The 17772-nt window shown below is 40.1% G+C and carries 18 protein-coding genes; 5 read left to right on the top strand and 13 right to left on the bottom strand.

What is annotated here, in order from left to right; all coding sequences use genetic code 11:
• Positions 1-1188 (top strand): OprD family outer membrane porin (locus PHR02_RS09780; RefSeq protein ID WP_299991626.1); only part of this gene is annotated, 1188 nt, incomplete at its 5' end.
• A 52-nt stretch (positions 1189-1240) separates the two neighbouring features.
• Here the strand turns inward: PHR02_RS09780 and PHR02_RS09775 are convergent.
• From PHR02_RS09775 to PHR02_RS09715, 13 genes are all read right to left on the bottom strand, one after another.
• Entirely contained in the window at positions 1241-4369 is a 3129-nt protein-coding gene (locus tag PHR02_RS09775) for an HD domain-containing phosphohydrolase (protein WP_299991623.1), read from the bottom strand.
• Positions 4370-4415: 46 nt separating this feature from the next.
• A complete protein-coding gene (locus tag PHR02_RS09770) occupies positions 4416-4883 on the bottom strand; it encodes a GNAT family N-acetyltransferase (RefSeq protein ID WP_299991621.1) in 468 nt (155 codons plus the stop codon).
• Positions 4873-5151 (bottom strand): hypothetical protein, encoded by a 279-nt coding sequence (locus PHR02_RS09765; protein ID WP_299991619.1) that lies wholly within the window; start codon positions 5149-5151, stop codon positions 4873-4875. The genes PHR02_RS09770 and PHR02_RS09765 overlap by 11 nt, the downstream gene beginning before the upstream one ends.
• Before the next feature lie 10 nt (positions 5152-5161).
• Positions 5162-5359, bottom strand: coding sequence for a CCE_0567 family metalloprotein (locus tag PHR02_RS09760; RefSeq protein ID WP_299991617.1), 198 nt, complete (start codon positions 5357-5359; stop codon positions 5162-5164).
• A 55-nt stretch (positions 5360-5414) separates the two neighbouring features.
• A complete protein-coding gene (locus PHR02_RS09755) occupies positions 5415-6524 on the bottom strand; it encodes a methyl-accepting chemotaxis protein (protein WP_299991614.1) in 1110 nt (369 codons plus the stop codon).
• A gap of 20 nt (positions 6525-6544) precedes the next feature.
• Entirely contained in the window at positions 6545-6925 is a 381-nt protein-coding gene (locus PHR02_RS09750) for a PAS domain-containing protein (protein ID WP_299991612.1), read from the bottom strand.
• An 85-nt stretch (positions 6926-7010) separates the two neighbouring features.
• Positions 7011-7736 (bottom strand): response regulator transcription factor, encoded by a 726-nt coding sequence (locus PHR02_RS09745; protein ID WP_299991610.1) that lies wholly within the window; start codon positions 7734-7736, stop codon positions 7011-7013.
• Between the two features lie 52 nt (positions 7737-7788).
• Positions 7789-9516, bottom strand: a complete 1728-nt coding sequence (locus PHR02_RS09740) for a sensor histidine kinase (RefSeq protein WP_299991609.1) — start codon at positions 9514-9516, stop codon at positions 7789-7791.
• Positions 9517-9608: 92 nt separating this feature from the next.
• The gene (locus PHR02_RS09735; RefSeq protein ID WP_299991606.1) at positions 9609-9833 is read right to left on the bottom strand and encodes a FeoA family protein; all 225 of its coding nucleotides are present in this window, start codon (positions 9831-9833) and stop codon (positions 9609-9611) included.
• Between the two features lie 25 nt (positions 9834-9858).
• Positions 9859-10686: a GNAT family N-acetyltransferase gene (locus PHR02_RS09730; RefSeq protein WP_299991604.1), complete on the bottom strand. Its 828-nt coding sequence runs from the start codon at positions 10684-10686 to the stop codon at positions 9859-9861.
• Positions 10677-11792, bottom strand: a complete 1116-nt coding sequence (gene nifV / locus PHR02_RS09725) for a homocitrate synthase (RefSeq protein ID WP_299991601.1) — start codon at positions 11790-11792, stop codon at positions 10677-10679. The genes PHR02_RS09730 and nifV overlap by 10 nt, the downstream gene beginning before the upstream one ends.
• Before the next feature lie 100 nt (positions 11793-11892).
• Positions 11893-13308: a nitrogenase cofactor biosynthesis protein NifB gene (gene nifB, locus PHR02_RS09720; protein ID WP_299991599.1), complete on the bottom strand. Its 1416-nt coding sequence runs from the start codon at positions 13306-13308 to the stop codon at positions 11893-11895.
• A gap of 158 nt (positions 13309-13466) precedes the next feature.
• Positions 13467-15029: an EAL domain-containing protein gene (locus tag PHR02_RS09715; protein ID WP_299991597.1), complete on the bottom strand. Its 1563-nt coding sequence runs from the start codon at positions 15027-15029 to the stop codon at positions 13467-13469.
• 299 nt (positions 15030-15328) lie between these two features.
• On the opposite strand from PHR02_RS09715, the gene PHR02_RS09710 reads away from it, so the two are divergent.
• The 4 genes from PHR02_RS09710 to PHR02_RS09695 all read left to right on the top strand — a co-directional run.
• Positions 15329-15772 carry a hypothetical protein gene (locus PHR02_RS09710; RefSeq protein ID WP_299991595.1) on the top strand — a complete coding sequence of 148 codons (444 nt, stop codon included), beginning with the start codon at positions 15329-15331 and terminating at the stop codon, positions 15770-15772.
• Positions 15773-15894: 122 nt separating this feature from the next.
• Positions 15895-16410: a hypothetical protein gene (locus tag PHR02_RS09705; RefSeq protein WP_299991592.1), complete on the top strand. Its 516-nt coding sequence runs from the start codon at positions 15895-15897 to the stop codon at positions 16408-16410.
• A complete protein-coding gene (locus PHR02_RS09700) occupies positions 16410-17240 on the top strand; it encodes an SIR2 family protein (protein ID WP_299991590.1) in 831 nt (276 codons plus the stop codon). The genes PHR02_RS09705 and PHR02_RS09700 overlap by 1 nt, the downstream gene beginning before the upstream one ends.
• A 10-nt stretch (positions 17241-17250) precedes the next feature.
• A partial coding sequence (locus PHR02_RS09695) for an ATP-dependent Clp protease proteolytic subunit (protein WP_299991588.1) occupies positions 17251-17772 on the top strand: 522 nt, incomplete at its 3' end.

Raw genomic sequence — 17772 nt, 5'->3', positions numbered from 1 at the left:
CTATTATTAATAAGTATTGCCACAGTAGCTGAACTAAGCGCATCAAGTATAGATGAGGCATTTGTAACAGGAAAAGTGAGTGGACAAATTAGAGCAGCGTATTCCTCAATCAAATATGATGCTGCTGGCAACGACTATGGAACATCACTCGGAGGCATTATGAAATACCAAACGGCTGATTGGTATGGAGTGAAACTGGGAATAGCAGCGTACGTATCTCAAAAAATTCACGTAGCATCGGGTGATGCAGATAAAAATGAGCTTAATAATGATCTTTTCGATATTAATGGAAAATCATATGTATATATCGGTGAAGCGTATCTAGATTACACGATGGGAGATTTGAATCTCAAAGTGGGACGTCAACTCCTCGATACTCCGTTTGCCGATACCGATGATATCCGTATGCACCCTAATACATTTGAAGCGGCGATTGCTACTTATACAGGATTTGAGGGGACAACGCTTGTCGGTGGCTATGTGACCCGTTGGGCAGGATATGATTCAGAAGATACCGTCTCTAAAGATAAATACAAAAAACTCAGTGGTGATCAGAAGAACGGCGTCGCTGTTGTCGGAATTCTAAATGAAAGTATTGATAACCTTGCCCTGCAAGGGTGGTACTATAACATTGACGATCTATCTAATGCTATTTATGCCGATGCGACCTACCGTGTCCCTTTTTCTGAAATAATGGCATTAGAACTCAGTACTCAATACGCTAACTTTAGCGAAGAAAAAGCTAGCGGTGTGGATGGAAAGGTGTATGGATTCGGTGTGGTATTTAACATTGCGGCATTGACTCTCGGCGCAGCGTACAATAAAGCTTCAAACGATGATGGAAAAGCAGTTTCTAACGGCTTTGGCGGCGGACCGTATATGACTTCTATGGAAGAGATGACGATTGAGGGGATGAACGATGTTAAAGCCTATCAGCTCAGCGCAGAACTCGATATGGCCAATGCAGGTTTAGAAGGAGTGACCCTTACGGCTCTTTATGGTAACTTTAAAAGCGATACCGACGGAACCAAAGTAACCGAAACCGATCTTATCGCCTCTATGGAACTGAGTGAAGCAATTACCGGTGATATCAGCTATGCGATGATCGATGATAAAAACAACAACTTTGATAGTGGAAATGATTCCGGGTATGACCGCTTTCTTGTCCGTTTGAACTATAACTTCTAATTCTTTCGATAGATCAGCCCATGTGGCTGATAAATATAATCTATTTAATATTTCAAAACGAAAATCGGTTCTCTTTAAAAAGCGTGATACAAGCATCTACTACTTGTGGATTCAATTTTGTTCCCCTCTCTTTTCGAATCTCTTCCAATGCAGCATCAACCCCCAATGCGGCGCGGTAAGGTCGATGTGATGCCATCGATTCAACGATATCCGCGACACTGAGTATTTGTGCTTCCAGCAATATCTCATCCCCTTTGATTCCAAGCGGATATCCCGAACCATCCAACTTTTCATGATGTTGTCGGATCATTTGAGCGATCGGCCATGGGAATTCAATATCTTTAAGTAACTCATAACCTGCTTCAGGATGGGTTTGTATCATTTTAAATTCGAGTTCACTTAATCGCGTTGGTTTAACAAGAATTTCCGCAGGGATCTGAATTTTACCAAGGTCATGAATCTCTGCCGCCAACTGTAATCCCTCTATTTGATCCTCACTGATTCCTAATTCTTTAGCAATCGCACACGCCAGCAATGCCACCCGTTTTTCATGCCCTGCCGTGTAGGGATCACGCATTTCAACAATACCCGAAATTGTTCCAATTATCCCTAAAAGTGTGGTGTGAAGTCTCTCTTCTGATTGTTTTCGTTCTGTGATATCACGCACAGCTGCTTGTATGAAAGGTGTTGTTCCTCCGTTTTTCATACGTGTTAATAATACATCGGCGTCAAAAATTTCTCCACTTCTGCGGTGATGCCTCCACTCAAAAAAGTTGCTTCCATCACGTAGTGTAATCGCCATCATCTCTTGCGCTTTTTCATCAGAACGTCGCCCATCTGGCTGAAAAGGAGGAGAAACAGTTGCAGGTCCCATTGCTAAAAACTCCGCTTCCGAGTCTACTCCAAAGAGTTGAAGTGTCGCCTGATTGGCTCTCGTAAATTTTCCATCTACAGGTGAAAATGTCATTAACGCTTCTTGGGAGCTCTCAAAGAGGTTCTGATATTTCATGAGATTACGTTGGGACTCTATTTCGGAACGTTTCAGTTCTGTTATATCTTGCATTACCCCTTGAACCTTAATAACTTTCCCATTTTGTATCACTGGTTCACCTACCGTCCTCACCCACTTATGAACTCCTACTGCACTGATGATTTCCAGTTGTAAATCATACGGTTTGCCCTGCGCAATCGCTTCTTGAACCGCTTTTTCGATGATAGGTCGAGATTGTGGTGTATAAAAGTCAAGACCTTCATTGACATCTATAGGTGTCTCTGAGGGAAGATCGTGAATTCGGATCAGCTCTTCAGTCCAATCCCCCTTCATCGTTTCAACATCGAAACTCCATCCTCCGATTTTCGCAATTCGATTGGTAGAATTCAATAGCTGTTCATGTGCTTGTTTGCGATATTTCCCCAGTTTCACTGCACCATCGACACGTGCGATCAGTTCACCGCTGTGAAACGGTTTGGAGAGATAGTCATCCGCTCCTGATGTCAATCCTTCGGCTTTGTCTGCTTCTCCTGCACGTGCTGAGATCAAAATGATCGGAAGTGAATAGGTGTATTCAGCGGAACGGATTTTTTTCAAAAACTCGAATCCATTGAGGCGCGGCATCATGACATCGCTCAAAACGAGATCAGGGAGATTTTTTTGACACATCTCCCACGCGTCTTCCCCATCCACCGCTAACGATACACTATACCCTGCATCTTCGAGTAACCGCTTGATAAACTCTCTCATATCAGGATTATCATCGGCAACGAGGATATGCCCTTTGGCTTGAGCTATCGGATGCGTGAGAACCTCTTTTTGCTTTGGTGTACTCCACTGTGACACTTCTGCCAAATGGGCTTTTAGATCATGGGGCTCTTTTTCATCGTGTTTTGTTGTAACACGTTTGGGTTCAGAGGATGTGTGTTTAACTCCTAATGGTATATAAACACTAAATGTTGTCCCCTCACCTTCGGTACTTGTAACATCGATACGTCCGCCCTGAAGTTTCACCAGCTCTTGGACGAGAGAAAGACCGATACCCGTCCCCTCATACGTACGGCCTTGGGCATTTTCAACCCGATAAAACCGATCAAATAATTTCGGTAAAGCCTCTGATGGGATACCGATACCGGTATCTTGTACCCTCAAAACTGCATTCCCTTTCTCTGCACGGGTCGATACGGTAATGGAGCCGTGATGGGTAAATTTAAACGCATTGGAGAGGAGATTCAGTACGATTTTCTCCCACATATCGTGATCGACCTCTACCGATTCACCCATGGGCGGACAATCAACGATCAACTTCACTGCGGCAAGTTCTGATGCAGATGAAAAGTTGCTCGCCAACTCGGCTGTCAAAGCCGAAAGATCGGTCGCCTCATACGATGCCCTTACCCTGCCCGCTTCGATACGGGAAAAATCGAGCAGTGTATTGACCAGTTTCAACAGCCGCAAGAGATTTCGATGCGCAATTTCGAGATTGGAGGCAACACGTTCATCGGAAATATTGTGACGATTTGACAATAACTCTTCGATAGGGGCTAGCATTAGGGTTAGCGGAGTGCGAAATTCATGGGATATATTGGAGAAAAACTCGGTTTTAAGGCGATCTAATTCTTTTAGCTTGTCATTTAAAACAGCGAGTTCTTTTTCACGTGCTTTGATAATGCGGTTGGCTTCTTTAACTTCATTTGCCCGCTTTAATACCTCTGCTTCCAAACGAATCTTTTGGTTTTCATCGCTTTGTGTAGCATCCTGCTTCGATTCTTTGAAAAGGATAAAATCGGTTACATCTTCAACATTATGGATGATGAATCTAACTTTTCCATCTTCTCCAAATATCGGTGCATTGACAGGACTCCAATATTTGACTTCAAACCGATCCGTGCCGTCACGAAGAGGAATATCATACTTTTGAACTCCCATAATATCGGTTTTTCCATACCGAACAACACTGTCTAAAGAGATATGAAGATCGCTTACTCCACTGACCGATTCGTCTTTGGGATTATCAGGAAACACTTCGAAAAGAGGCTTTCCTATAACATTTTCACGAATAATTCCTGTTGCATTGAGATAATAGTCATTAACTGCAATAATCGTATAGAACTCGTCTGCTTGCAAAATCAGATAAGGATGGGGAGTCGATTCAAAAAGTTGTTTGAAAAAGAAATTTGATTGATGCATCTTAAATTCCATCTAAGGAGATAAAAAACGATTATACAATCAAATATTAAATCTCATCTTTTGTCACATTATTATACATCAGACCTATGTGGCTAGTAATAAATCCCTTTTGCTGATAAAAATCGATCGCTTTGGTATTACGTAGATCGACACCCAGTGCCAACCTGCCCCATCCTCTACTATTTGCTTCTTCGATCGCGGCATCTAACAGTTTGCTTCCTATCCCTGAACCTCGATACTCTTGTGTAACAATCACATCTTCGATAGTACCGACATACGTTCCCGTCGCTGTTGAGATCACTCTTTGAAGGGTTATCATGCCGACGACACCCTCTGGTATTTCAGCTACCAGCACGATGCTATGAGAATCTTGGAGGAGGAGTTCCAACCCGTGAAATTGAATCTGCTCATCAATCGTAAAATCATCTTCGATCGTAAAAAGCTCCCCTAGAAGAGCTACCATGACTGGTATATCCTCACTAAAAGCTAAGCGAATGGTTAGATTATCGTCCATTTTTCATCCGTTCTAATATTTCACCCAGTTTGTCATGACGCAACTGGATTAGACGCTCAATCTCATCATAATCAAAATTACCGAAATACGCCATGTCAAAAACTCTGAGAAGGGCTGCACGACAGCAGCTCTTATCACACTCAGTAACAAGCTTTTTCGCTTTTTTATACGGGAGTGAGGTCTCTTGGAAAATTTTGATCGCATCGGCAACGTTCTTACAGCCGCATTCACAAATTTCCAGAGCGAGGATTTCTTCTTTCGTTGCCATAATTCACCCCTTAAAGGGAGTGCTCTGCTTTGTAGTTATTTGCTTTTTCAACTGCATCATAAAGTTTTGCAGCCAACTCCGGCATTTTTACATGGTTCGTCCAAACGGTGTCTTCAACAATATCGTGAATCTCTGATGCGATTTCTACCGCTAAACGTTTGAGTTTTGCCAACTCTTTTTTATGATCTTGTTCCGTCATTTCCGACATAGTTAATCCTTTTTAAATTAAACAATGCATTTTTTATTCGTAATTTAATTCTACACTATTTTAGACTATCCATTGATGCTAGTAGTTCTTCCATTTTATCGTCGACACTTCCCACATATTTTGTTAAATCCATCATCTCATCCATATTTTTGTTGAGTGATTCACTATTATCAGTTATAGCTTGAATAAGAATATTAATCGTAGCAGATGTCTCTGCAAGGCTTTTTTGGGTGCGTTCCGCTAGTTTACGTACTTCATCAGCAACAACAGCAAACCCTCGGCCATGATCACCTGCACGTGCAGCTTCGATAGCAGCATTGAGCGCTAGTAAATTGGTTTGATCAGCAATATCACCTATCGTAATTAAAATCTGTTTTGTCTCTTGAGCGTTGCCGGCCAAAGATTGGAGATTGATCGATAAGTCGTGCTCTTTGTTCGCAACCCTTTGAATTCTTTCTACTGTTGTATTAATCATCCCGTTAAGCTCTACAAATTGGTTGCCTCTTAGATTTTCAATAGTTTCTTTGAGCAGTTGTGTGTTATTGTTCAAGATCGCTTTTGCATCATTATTTTGTTGCTCCATTGATTGAAGGGCAAGCGCTAGATCGTTGATTTTTGCCAAAACTTGCGCCATTTTACCTTCGACAGAGATCTTAGCACGCATGGTGAATTCACCTTTGCTGAGTGATTCCAATACGCTTATCGCTTGATCAAGATTATCCTCTGTTGCATCAAGCATTGCATTCATTGTTTTTCTTAGCAAATGGACATGAGGAGTTTTACTATCACTCGCTACTCGGCACATGTAGTGTCCACGACGCACTTTGTCTGCTAGAAGCACCATCTCTCCTGCGACTTTTGTATCTTGTTCTAAGATCGCTTCGTGTATAGAAGCCAAACGGTTCATTTTTTCTTCTATACTGCCATGTTGAGCTGGTACTTGGAGAATCTGATTGCGTTTGAATTGAATGAGCTCTTCAAAATTTCCTAGCTGATCTAAAAGACTGTTCGATCCTGATGAAGTAGCAATACTTACCCAAATAGCAGTAAGAGCAAGAACAAAAATAGAACCTCCACTCACCCATACAGAATTAAGTGTGATGGCTAGAAGCAAGCTTACGAGGCCAACGATTGATAAAATGACGATTTTTGTTCTGTTTTGCATATTGATTATCCTTTTATATGTTAGCGCATGGTTCGATAGAGATCTTCAGCTGCTTTGATCTCAGCGCTCGAAGCTTTACGCCGACACGACATGTAACCATTCTCAGCTTCTCCACAAGAAATACTCGGATAAACAGTTGCAAAAACCCAATAAAAACCGCCACTTTTTGTACTGTTTTTAACGTATCCTTTCCAGATTTTCCCACCTTTAACCGTGTCCCACAAATCTTTAAATGCCGCTTTTGGCATATCAGGATGACGGACGATGCTGTGGGCTTTTCCAATTAATTCTTCGAGTGTGTAGCCGGCAACTTTACAAAAGTCTTCGTTGGCAAAAAGTATTTTTCCTTTTGAATCGGTTTGTGATACCAAAAAATCAGTATCTTTTAATACATGCTCCATTTTTTCCCCATTAAGATTTATATGAATATACTGATCATACAATTGATTTTTTATCTTATCTTAATGAGGTTATTTTTGGGTTATTTTATAAGAACTGATGATGAAGATTTATTTTGTATCCTAGATTTTTAACTGTAATTACAGATTCATTTCCAATTTTATCACGAAGTTTTTTTAGAAGTGTTTTAACACTACTTTCAGCTACAAGTTCACCATTCCATAGCGCATATTCAATTTCTAGCTTACTTAAAATCGATTGTCGATTGTGGATAAGAAAAGAGAGCAATTCAAACTCTTTTTTGGTTAATAATATGATAGTATTTTCTTTTTTTAGCGTTTTATTATCAATATCTACAATCACACCATTGATCAGTTCTACCAGATTCTTTTTGCTGTTTTGAGCTGTAACTATTTGTCTTTTTTGTTGAACTACTTTTAATGAGAGTTCTAGGATTTTTGAAATCTGTATAGGCTTGATCAAATATTCGGTGATGTTAAGTGGAATCACTTTGAGAAGGGTTTGTGAATCTTGATATGCAGACATAAAAATCACCGGTAAATCAGGATGTGATTCTCTTATTTTTTTGATAAAATCAGCCCCATCTTGATAAGGCATGCGCATATCGCTTACAATGAGATCAATGGAGTTTTCTAAACTTTTTCTATAGGCTTCGTACCCATCTGTTGCAGTAATGACGTTCTTAAAATACCGTTTTAGCGTATTAAAGAGAGAATTTAGTGCCACTTGATCATCTTCAGCAATCAATACAGTGTAATTTTTTAAATTACAATAGGTTTCCTCTGATAACACTGTTAACCTTTTACATGGATTATTCATGTCATTATATCAATATCAGTATATTTTAGAATTGCCTATTTATCCTATGTGGTAACACCATTCTAAAAGTACTATATCCCTTTGAATGATCATATTGATAAAAAAGGCTTCCTTCGAGATACTGTTCACATAAGATTTTAGCAATGTATAGTCCCAGACCAGTACCTAGCTCTTTGGTCGTAAAATAAGGTTCAAAAATACGATCAACAACTTCAGCCTTTATCCCTCCTGCATGGTCACTTACATCAATACGAAATATATGATCAAATGCAACTACGCTTACAAAGATTGTTCGTTCCGAGGGGGGACATTTCGCCTGAATTATTGCATCTTTAGCATTGGCGATTAGATTGAGAAGAATTTGTTTAATTTCAGCAGAGTAACTAATCAGAACAAAAGGGTAATCTGTAGTTAGCTTACTCATGTGATTTTTGAAATCAACTTTCAAGATTATGCCGTACGCTGTGAACTGTGCCTGATAGAGTTGTCGGATATCTTCGATAATAAGTGGAAGATCACAAGAAGTCTTTTGGTGTTCATTGTTAAAAAAATTCCGAAATCCATCAATAGTTTGAGACATAAACTGCAATTGATTCATGATAGATTTTTCAGAACTTTTTAAATATTCTTTATTCAGTTCTCCGTAATTAAACGCACTTACAATGTCTTGCATAATCAGACCGATAGAATTCAGAGGTTGGCGCCACTGATGAGCAATAGCCGAAATCATATCCCCCATGGCATTGAGTTTTGCTTGGTGAATCAAAATATTTTTATTTTTATTTTTTTCTTCTTCAATCTGACGCAGATTAAAACGTATAATTTTGATTAATGGAACAACAATTAAAAGTAATGAAAGAATGATAATCGAACTAAACTGAATAAGTCGTCTCAATAGTAATTCATTGGGTGAGGTATCAGGCTTATACAAAGCTAACAGTTTTTGCCCAAAGAGATTCATGCTAAATGCTATCGTATTGGAATCTATCCAGCGATATTCATCTTCATATATAGGAGAAAAAGAGGAAAAAGAACACATAAAATATTCGTGTGCTTTTTTTGATGGAGTAAGATATTCTGACCATGCCCAGCTTGGATCAGGATGCATTAAAAAATATCCGTTATGATCAACGAGAAAAAAGCGAGAAGGATTATTGACCTGTAAATCTTTAACCCAATCGTTCATGTAATAATTTATAACGATTACACCTTCCTTTTTGCCCTCTTTGTATATAGGCATTCCGATTCGTAGTGTCGGATTAAAAGGTATTTCCACTTTACCATGTTCAATATTTAGATCAAACTTTGAAAAACCTATACTATTTTCAGCCAAAAGGATGAATTCTTTAAAGTAAGGACGATCAAACTTATTTTGTAATTTAGAGTGCGGTATTTGTATAATTGATCCATCTGTTTTTCGATCAAACCGGATTAGCTCGTTACCTTGGGGATCAATAAGTCGCAGCTGCATGATTTGAGGATCAGCTTTGAGAAAATGATACAACAACGATTCAGCCTGAGTATTTTTGACGACATTGTAGTTAATGAGGTCCGTGTTAAGCACAAGCGTTTTTATGATTTGGGACTGAGTTGATTTGAATTCAGCAATATGAAATTCATTCATCTCATGTTGTTGATAAAGCAGTGTAATAATTTGAGATTTTATGTCATTATAGATTATCCATATACCTGAAAAAAGAACAATAACAGATAAAAAGATACCTATCCACAGCGTACGAATCGGCCTTTTCATAAAAAATCTCTGAGTATCATCATGCCTATCTTTTATCAAAATTCACAAGAATTTTAACCAAATAAAAGAAATACTATGATGAAAAATTTATCTTACGCAACACGTATTTCGATATGACGTGCTTGATCTTTTCCCAATGCGACAACCCGCTCACCGATTTGAACCTGTACACTGCTTTTAAAAAGGCCGTACCTTTTCACATAGAGTGTCGCATTAGGACAAATACCCATAGCGCAGAGATGATCTTTTAAGGTCTCATCCAGTGCTATGGATAAGACTCTGCATTTTTCGTTCACACAGCTTTCAAGAAGATTCATCAAATGATCCTTTTATCCGTTCATATCACAGTGAAAATGCATAGATATTCTCAAACTTAACATTTCGAGAATCTCCATAGCACATGTGTAAAAAAGTACCTTTTTGGACAAAATGGTATTTTTCAAACAATTCAACTGCTTTGACATTACCCAAAGGGACATCCGCGAGCACTTTTTTCAATCCTCTGAAATACAAAACACCTTGCATCATTTTTTCCGCTTCCTCTTCAAACCCCGGTTTACATTGCCATGGACCCAAATAGACACCACGTGCATTGATTACACTCGAGTGCTGAAAAGAGTTCGGGAGGGCGAATTTGAGGGAACTGTTGCGTTCCATCTCATCGAGCATAAATGCCATTCGGTTTTCACCGAAGGTCTCCATATCGATACGGCGAATCATCGCATCAAAATTTCCTCCATCGAGTTCCTTTGCCTGTGCGTTCGTAAAACTAAACGGTGGTACTTTTCCGACATTGAGAAATCGCCCTACTTCCATAACTGCTTTAAACCCACTACGCTCAAAAAAACTTTTGAGGTGAGGATTCGCATGAAGATAGAGCGAGGGGTGTTCATCTTTTAGGACACCGAATAAGGTATTGAACAGCCGTCGTCCGATCCCCTGTTTTTGGTGAGTTGGCCGTACCATGAAATATTTGATCATCGCCGAGGTTTCAAACTCTACTGCCATCACCGCACCTACGAGTACGCCATCTTCGTAAGCACCGTAACACAAATGGGGAGCGTGCATCATCATCAATTTGACATGATATCCATCTAGCAACCAGCCCGTCTCTTCGGCGATTTTGATTAGTTCTGGTACATCAACAAATTTAAGCCACCCTATATACATGCTACTTCCTGATAGAGGGATTTGAGTTCACTGATATCGAGAACCCGTTTACGAGAGGTGACAATTTCACGAATTTTCGGGAGCATATCACGAAGAATACTGTTCTCAGCACTAATCCCCATACGAGCCAAATGGTAACGGATCGTTGCGCTTCCTGAGTGCTTACCGATAGGATAGGAGCTCTCTAATCCTACCTCTTCGGCTTCGTAAGGCTCATACGCGTGGGAATCTTTCATCATCCCGCTTGCGTGTATACCGCTCTCGTGGGCGAATATCCGCTCACCTACAACAGGTGCATTGGTAGCAAGTGACATGTTGGCCGCACGCGCTACGGTATGAACTAAATCGCGTATGAGAAGAGGATCAATGGAACGTGCTTCACCATAGAGGTGCTTTAGTGCCATCAATATCTGCTCAAACGATGCGTTACCCGCTCGTTCACCCAACCCGATCACCGTGGTGTTCATACTAATCGCCCCCGCATCGATCCCGCTAAGGGCATTTGCATTTGCCAAACCAAAATCGTTATGGGTATGCATTTCAATCGGGAGGAGATGTAGATCAGATAAGTATTTGATTGTTTGGTAGGTTTGTGTCGGAGTCATAATTCCGATCGTATCACAATATCGGAAACGCCCTGCTCCGCATTCGCGGGCAAGTTCCATAACATCTCGGATGAATTCATGATTCCCGCGTGAGCTGTCTTCACCGCCGATACAAACAAATAACCCCTCATTCGTTGCAGCACTAACGACACGTTCGAGTTCAGATAAGACTTTGGCTTTACTGCCGCCGAATTTAACATCGATAAGGATATCGGAGATAGGGATTGAGAGATCGACCGCTTTAATCCCACACGAAAGTGATGCATCGAGGTCTTCCATCTTCATACGGTTCCAAGTCATCATTCGAGCTTTCAATCCCAAGGATAAAAGCTCTTTGATATCTTGACGTTCTTTGACACCCATCGCCGCAATACCGATTTCGAGTTCATCCGCACCGCATGCATCTAAAAGGGTTGCGATACGAAGTTTCTCTTCCGTATTGAACGCGACATAAGGAGCCTGCTCCCCGTCACGCAGTGTAGTATCGTTGATGAGTGCCATGACATTTTCCTTTCTGCCTTGAACAAGGCAAGCTTTAGTGCCTTAGCGGCTAGCGAAAGCTGCTTGGGCTTGCTCAAGTAGCAGCTAATCAATAATCGCCTTAATTCACTTCCGCATTTTCGTCCATACCGAAGTATTTGCGTGATGCTTTTAGAACGGAGATCTCGATCGGCTCATACGCGTAGCTTTGATCTGCAATGATACCGGCTGCTTTAAGATCATCCTGTGGACATCCACCGATTTTCGCGGTTAGGATCAATTGTACGTCTTTGAGTTTTTCCAAAATCGGCTGAAGTGGGTTCGTACCATCCGGTCCTGCACAGTATTCAGCATCTACTTTACGGTGATGGATAAATCGGATACCTTTATCACCTGCTTCGTAGATAAGAAATTCTTTAACACTTCCGAAATGTTGGTTAATCATCCCCTCACCCGCAGTGGTAACTGCTACGAGGATCGTTACGCCGTTAGAACTAAGTTCTTCTTTCTCTTTACGAACACGATCATTTGCCTGATCGAGGAAGAATCGGAATTCTTCGATTTTTGCCTGAGCTGATTGACGTGCTTCGAGATCGTATTTGATTTGAAGTTCGTCGAAACTAAGACCTGCAAAAGTATCTTTTGTAAATTCAGCCCCACGGTCTTCACCGATAAGTCCAACCGCATCTGCGCGACATTGACGACAGTGTTGCATCAGTTTCATATCCATGCCGCACGCTTCTTGAACCGCCATTTGCTCTTGATCGGTTGCACTTGGAACACCTGCAAGGGCGAACGCTGTACCGAATTCAGGCTCAGAAAGGATAGGCATAATGTTATGCAAGAAAACACCGATCTCTTTGAGTTTTTTAGATACTTCAGGGAGATGTTTGTCATTGACGCCCGGAATCAAAACAGAGTTTGCTTTGATCAAAATCCCTTTTTCAACACATTTCTTCATCCCTTCGAGTTGGTTTTCGAGGAGAATTTGTGCCGCTTCTTTTCCATAAATACGTTTGTTGTTATGAAAAATCCATGGATAGATCAAACTTCCGATTTCACCACTCTCATCAACACTGTTAATTGTAACCGTAATGTGGTCGATGTTGTATTCAACCATCTCATCAATAAAGTTCGGTAATTCCAAACCGTTTGTCGAGAGGCATAGTTTCAAATCCGGTGCAAATTGGCGAACCATTCCGAAAGTCTCAAAGGTTTTCTTCGGATTTGCCAAAGCATCTCCCGGACCAGCGATACCGAGAACACTCATACGTTGTACTTCTCCACCGACAAGCAATACTTTTTTTGCCGCTTCTTCAGGACTAAGACGTTCAGACGTTACCCCTGGTCGAGATTCATTGGAACAGTCGTATTTACGGTTACAGTAATTACATTGGATATTACACGCTGGGGCTACCGCTACGTGAATACGTGCATAATGGTGATGTGCACCCTCCGAATAACATGGATGATTGTGTATCTTCGCTTGAATATCTTCGGGCATAAAAGATTCATTTCCGCTTGAGGAACAACTCATAATAACTCCTTTTAAGTGTCATTCAATGATTCTCAACCTCATCCGGCGGCAACCATTTTCTAAAGAGGGTTAATGCAAAGAGTGTTCTAAGGGTTTAAAAAGAGGATATAAACAAAATGTGACGTTTTTGTAGGAGGTACAACCGAAGCGTACAGAGATTATGTTTCGATTGTCGGTTGCGGAATTGAGAAAAGGTATCCTTGTGAGTAATCAACACCGAGGTTTATAAGTGTTGAGAGGGTCGCTTCATCTTCGACAAATTCAGCGATCGTTTGTATCCCTTTTTTCTGAGCAAAAAACAAGATACTTTCGACACTCAAAAGAAGATCGCGATCTTTATTAATGTTTTTGATGAGAGAACCGTCTATCTTAATATAATCAATATCCAACTTACTGAGATAACTAAAGTTTGAATAACCCGTTCCGAAATCGTCAATCGCAATTTTACAACCGTATTGTTTAACTGTTTTGATAAATTCTGCAACCTCATCAAAGTTTTCAATCCCCTCTGATTCAACGATTTCAAAGACAACACGATTGACGGCGGGAGAGGTTGATAGCTTTGTATACAAAAATGTACGTGTATCATCATTTACAATGTCTTGCAGAGTCAGATTGAGTGAAAATTCATACTCATTTGTTTCAAATAGGGCGAACGTTTTTTCGACAATAATTTTTGTTAGTTTCGAATAGAGTTTCGCTTTTTTCGCATGCTCCAAGAACCAATAGGGTGTTAAGACCGTTCCATCAGAATCGATGAGACGAATCAGAGACTCATATTTGACAATTTGGCGTGTTTTATTATCGGTGATGCCCTGAAAATAGGGAACAATACGATCATTATCTATCGCTGATTTGATCTTATCGATATAAATAATATTATTACGTGTCTTCTCGCTTAACATCATATTATCGTTATAAACAATCACTTTCTCACGTTGTTCTTTTGCCTCTTTAAGTGCCATGTGTGCCATATTATAGACTTTTGACTTTTCAGCGTACGCAACACCACCGGTTATGTTCACTGAAATCTCGTAGGTACTAATATGAAACTTATGTTGTTCAAGTTTATTGATAGTCTCTTCGATATGTTCTATAAAAGTTTGATCTAGATCTTGCTTGTCACAGATAAAAACAAACTCATCACCACTGATACGGTACATATCGTGTTTAAAAATCATTTGACTCAGATACTCAGCAAAAGCGATCAGAAACATATCCCCGATTTCATACCCAAAAAAATCGTTGATCGTCGAAAAACGGTCTATATTAAATATGACAAGGGTCACTTTTTGGTTACTTGTTTCTAAATCACTGAAAAGTGCCGTTCTATTTTTATTTCCTGTGAGTGTATCTGTAAGCTGACGCTGAATAATTTGATCTTTTAATATCAACTCTGTTACATCAACCCTCGTTGCTATGTATTCTACAATTTCGCCCTCTTCACTAAAAATTGGGACTATCGTAGTTTTAACGTAGTACTCTCTCCCCTCTTTAGAGAGATTTTTAAAGGTATTTTTCCATATTTTACCACTTTTGATCGTTTCCCATAGCTCTTTAAAAAGCTCATGCGGATTATCAGGATGACGGATAATATTGTGATTTTGTCCAACCAATTCTTTTTGTGTATATCCGGAAATTTCGCAAAAAGCATTATTAGCATACGTAATAATCCCCTCAGGATCCGTTTTAGAGACAATTGAACTTTCATCTAAGGCCATCTTGTATTGATCAAATAACTTGAGGTTTTTAATCAAATCATTGTGTGAAAGATTTGGATACTGATGCAGAAGGGTAAACATTATCGTGAAAAGTTAAAGAAAAAAAGATATTTTTGAAGAGAGCTCATTAGGTACCAAACACTTTCTTGACATAAGATTATTTTATTAATGTTTTTTTTAATATTTTTATCATCAACAAATTATACTTAAAAATAGTATAAAAAGGATGATTGCTTTAAAACAGACCAAAGTACAGAACAAAAAATGCATTTATCATTCGAAATAACAGGAGCCTGATTATGATGGTAGCTATACCGATGGATGCTATGATGCGTGTTTATCACTATAATCCTTGCAGTGCAACCATGTTTGCCTTGTATGAAGTTTCTGGGGAACGAAAAGATATTCGATACCGTTTTGTCGAAACACGTTTGAATCCGTGGGAAAAGCATGATGGACAAATGGTGCGCGATCCAAAAATGAAAGCTTGTGAATGCGAAAGTGATCTATCAAAAAACCCACATCATATCAGCGAACATTATGCCCTTTTAGAAGTACTTGGGAAATGTGATTATTTGATTGTCGATTCGTATTGTCTCAACACCCTGTATGCCATGAAAAGCGTCGGTATAAAAATCCATAAGGTTCCTCCATTTGTCAAAACTGCGGATGAGGCTATCAACCATTTCGCTATTGGAACTGAACTCGCTGAACATCTACGTTACGTCCACCCTGTAGCCTAACATTTTTGTCTCTCTCGCTTCAGGGATGTTAATAACCGCGACAAATAAGACAAAAAAACTCCTTTTTAAAGCAAGAACACTAAATGCAATATTTGAGATGATACACCACAGAGGAGTCCGTTTTGCAGATTATCTACAACACATCGACCATCCAACTCGAAGATATTCCATTAGATATCGGTTACGCCAGCGAGCGCGTTAGTATTAGTGATGGAACCGAAGCAAAGTTTAGTATCGGAGGACAAAACGGATTTACTCAGCTTATTATCACAGCACCATTTATTGATGAGAAACTGCTCAATCAGCTCCAAGAGATCGATACGCTTCTAAGCCTTAATGCCTTAGGAGGAATTACAAAAGCCCTTCTCGTTTCTACTCCTAAACACGTCAGTCCCCAGATGGAGGGATGGCTGTTCGGAGTTGATAATGATGAAGAATTCGGTGATTATTATGGAATCCGTTTAGTTGGTGATGAACTAAATCGAGAGTTTGCCAAATCACTCTTTATCGTATCCAAAGACGGAGCAGTGTTTTACAACGAAATACCCAAGAATTTAGACGATCCTTTCGTTCTCGAAAGAGTCCTCCCTAAAATCGCTGCTGCGCAAAACTGTTACACTGGAAAAGGATGCCACTAATGGAAACACTATTTGAGACGATTAAAAAAGAGTTACGCAATCAAACAACAATCCCCTATTTCGGATTAGGGGTATTTGAGGGTATATCTACCAAAGAAGGTGAGGCTGTTCCCCATGATAGCGATTCACTGATTTTAGCGATGAACGGCGGTCGTGCAATGACACCCCGACTTATGTTTGAATACTCACGTGCTGCGATGCACCTCGAACAACGTCGAGGAGTTGAGTACATGACTCAGCTCATCAACCATATCTATACCAAACCTTTTGAGCCGACACCGTTACACAAAGCGATTGTAGCTATGTTGCCTCGTTATATTGTCGATACGAACCGTGACACAAAGTTTCAAGAACTTTTAGCGTTTACGCCCCATTGTCTCATCATCGGTAAATCACGCATTATGGGTGATTTGAACCGTTATGAAGTGTACGAATACGATGTCGAAAATCAAAAATATTTTTTGGTTGAAGATGAAGTACTCGACGCGGCTGAAAAGATCCTCTTTAAACCGATGGGTTCACCGCTTCCTAATCCAACTTTTGTCATCTCTGATGCCGATTATGTCGATTGGCTGACCGAAGCAATGGGTGGATTTGCCGTGCCGAAAGTGTTAAAAACATACCGTAAAACAAAAAAATATCTCTTTTTAGGGACTTCCTTCGACCGAGATACTGATCGTATGGTTGCCAATGAGTTAACTCTTGATTTAGAAGGCGGTTACGTCATCACTGATAAAGAGCTGGGTAAAAAAGAGAAAAAGTTCATTGAAAAACATAACCTTGAAGTGATATCTATGTCACTTCCTGAATTCATTAAAGCATTTATTTAAGGAGCTAAATATGCCTATGATACCTACGGTTAAAGATATTTCGCCTCGTGGAGAGCGTTATTTCGATCTGTTTTCCAAACTCTTAGGAGATCGTGTAATCGTTATCACTGAAGCGATCGACGACCACATGATGGGAGTTATCGTCTCTCAGCTACTTTATCTAGAGGCTATGGATTCCGAAGAGCCGATCCATATGTATATCAGTTCACCTGGTGGATCGGTGATGTCCGGATTAGCCATATTAGATACTATGAATCTCATCAATGCTCCTGTGTATACCTACGCGATGGGAATGGTTGCCTCAATGGCAGCAGTACTATTTACGTGCGGAGATAAAGGACATCGTTATATGCTCCCTAATGCGGAAGTGATGATTCATCAGCCACTTGGTGGATATTCAGGACAAGCGAGTGATATTGAGATTCATACCAAACATATCCTCAACCTCAAACGCCGTCTCTATGTCATCCTCGCTGAAGCAACCGGTAAAAGTGCAAAAGTGATCGAAAAAGAGTCTGATCGTGATAACTAC

It is taken from the genome of Sulfuricurvum sp. (assembly GCF_028688295.1).
Taxonomy (GTDB): Bacteria; Campylobacterota; Campylobacteria; order Campylobacterales; family Sulfurimonadaceae; genus Sulfuricurvum.
This window is presented reverse-complemented; position numbering and strand designations above follow the sequence as displayed.

Coding starts and splice junctions, on each gene's coding strand:
- PHR02_RS09775 (WP_299991623.1), bottom strand. CDS start 4,369: ATGCATCAATCAAATTTCTTTTTCAAACAACTTTTTGAATCGACTCCC.
- PHR02_RS09770 (WP_299991621.1), bottom strand. CDS start 4,883: ATGGACGATAATCTAACCATTCGCTTAGCTTTTAGTGAGGATATACCA.
- PHR02_RS09765 (WP_299991619.1), bottom strand. CDS start 5,151: ATGGCAACGAAAGAAGAAATCCTCGCTCTGGAAATTTGTGAATGCGGC.
- PHR02_RS09760 (WP_299991617.1), bottom strand. CDS start 5,359: ATGTCGGAAATGACGGAACAAGATCATAAAAAAGAGTTGGCAAAACTC.
- PHR02_RS09755 (WP_299991614.1), bottom strand. CDS start 6,524: ATGCAAAACAGAACAAAAATCGTCATTTTATCAATCGTTGGCCTCGTA.
- PHR02_RS09750 (WP_299991612.1), bottom strand. CDS start 6,925: ATGGAGCATGTATTAAAAGATACTGATTTTTTGGTATCACAAACCGAT.
- PHR02_RS09740 (WP_299991609.1), bottom strand. CDS start 9,516: ATGAAAAGGCCGATTCGTACGCTGTGGATAGGTATCTTTTTATCTGTT.
- PHR02_RS09735 (WP_299991606.1), bottom strand. CDS start 9,833: ATGAATCTTCTTGAAAGCTGTGTGAACGAAAAATGCAGAGTCTTATCC.
- PHR02_RS09730 (WP_299991604.1), bottom strand. CDS start 10,686: ATGTATATAGGGTGGCTTAAATTTGTTGATGTACCAGAACTAATCAAA.
- nifV (WP_299991601.1), bottom strand. CDS start 11,792: ATGGCACTCATCAACGATACTACACTGCGTGACGGGGAGCAGGCTCCT.
- nifB (WP_299991599.1), bottom strand. CDS start 13,308: ATGAGTTGTTCCTCAAGCGGAAATGAATCTTTTATGCCCGAAGATATT.
- PHR02_RS09715 (WP_299991597.1), bottom strand. CDS start 15,029: ATGGCCTTAGATGAAAGTTCAATTGTCTCTAAAACGGATCCTGAGGGG.
- PHR02_RS09710 (WP_299991595.1), top strand. CDS start 15,329: ATGATGGTAGCTATACCGATGGATGCTATGATGCGTGTTTATCACTAT.
- PHR02_RS09700 (WP_299991590.1), top strand. CDS start 16,410: ATGGAAACACTATTTGAGACGATTAAAAAAGAGTTACGCAATCAAACA.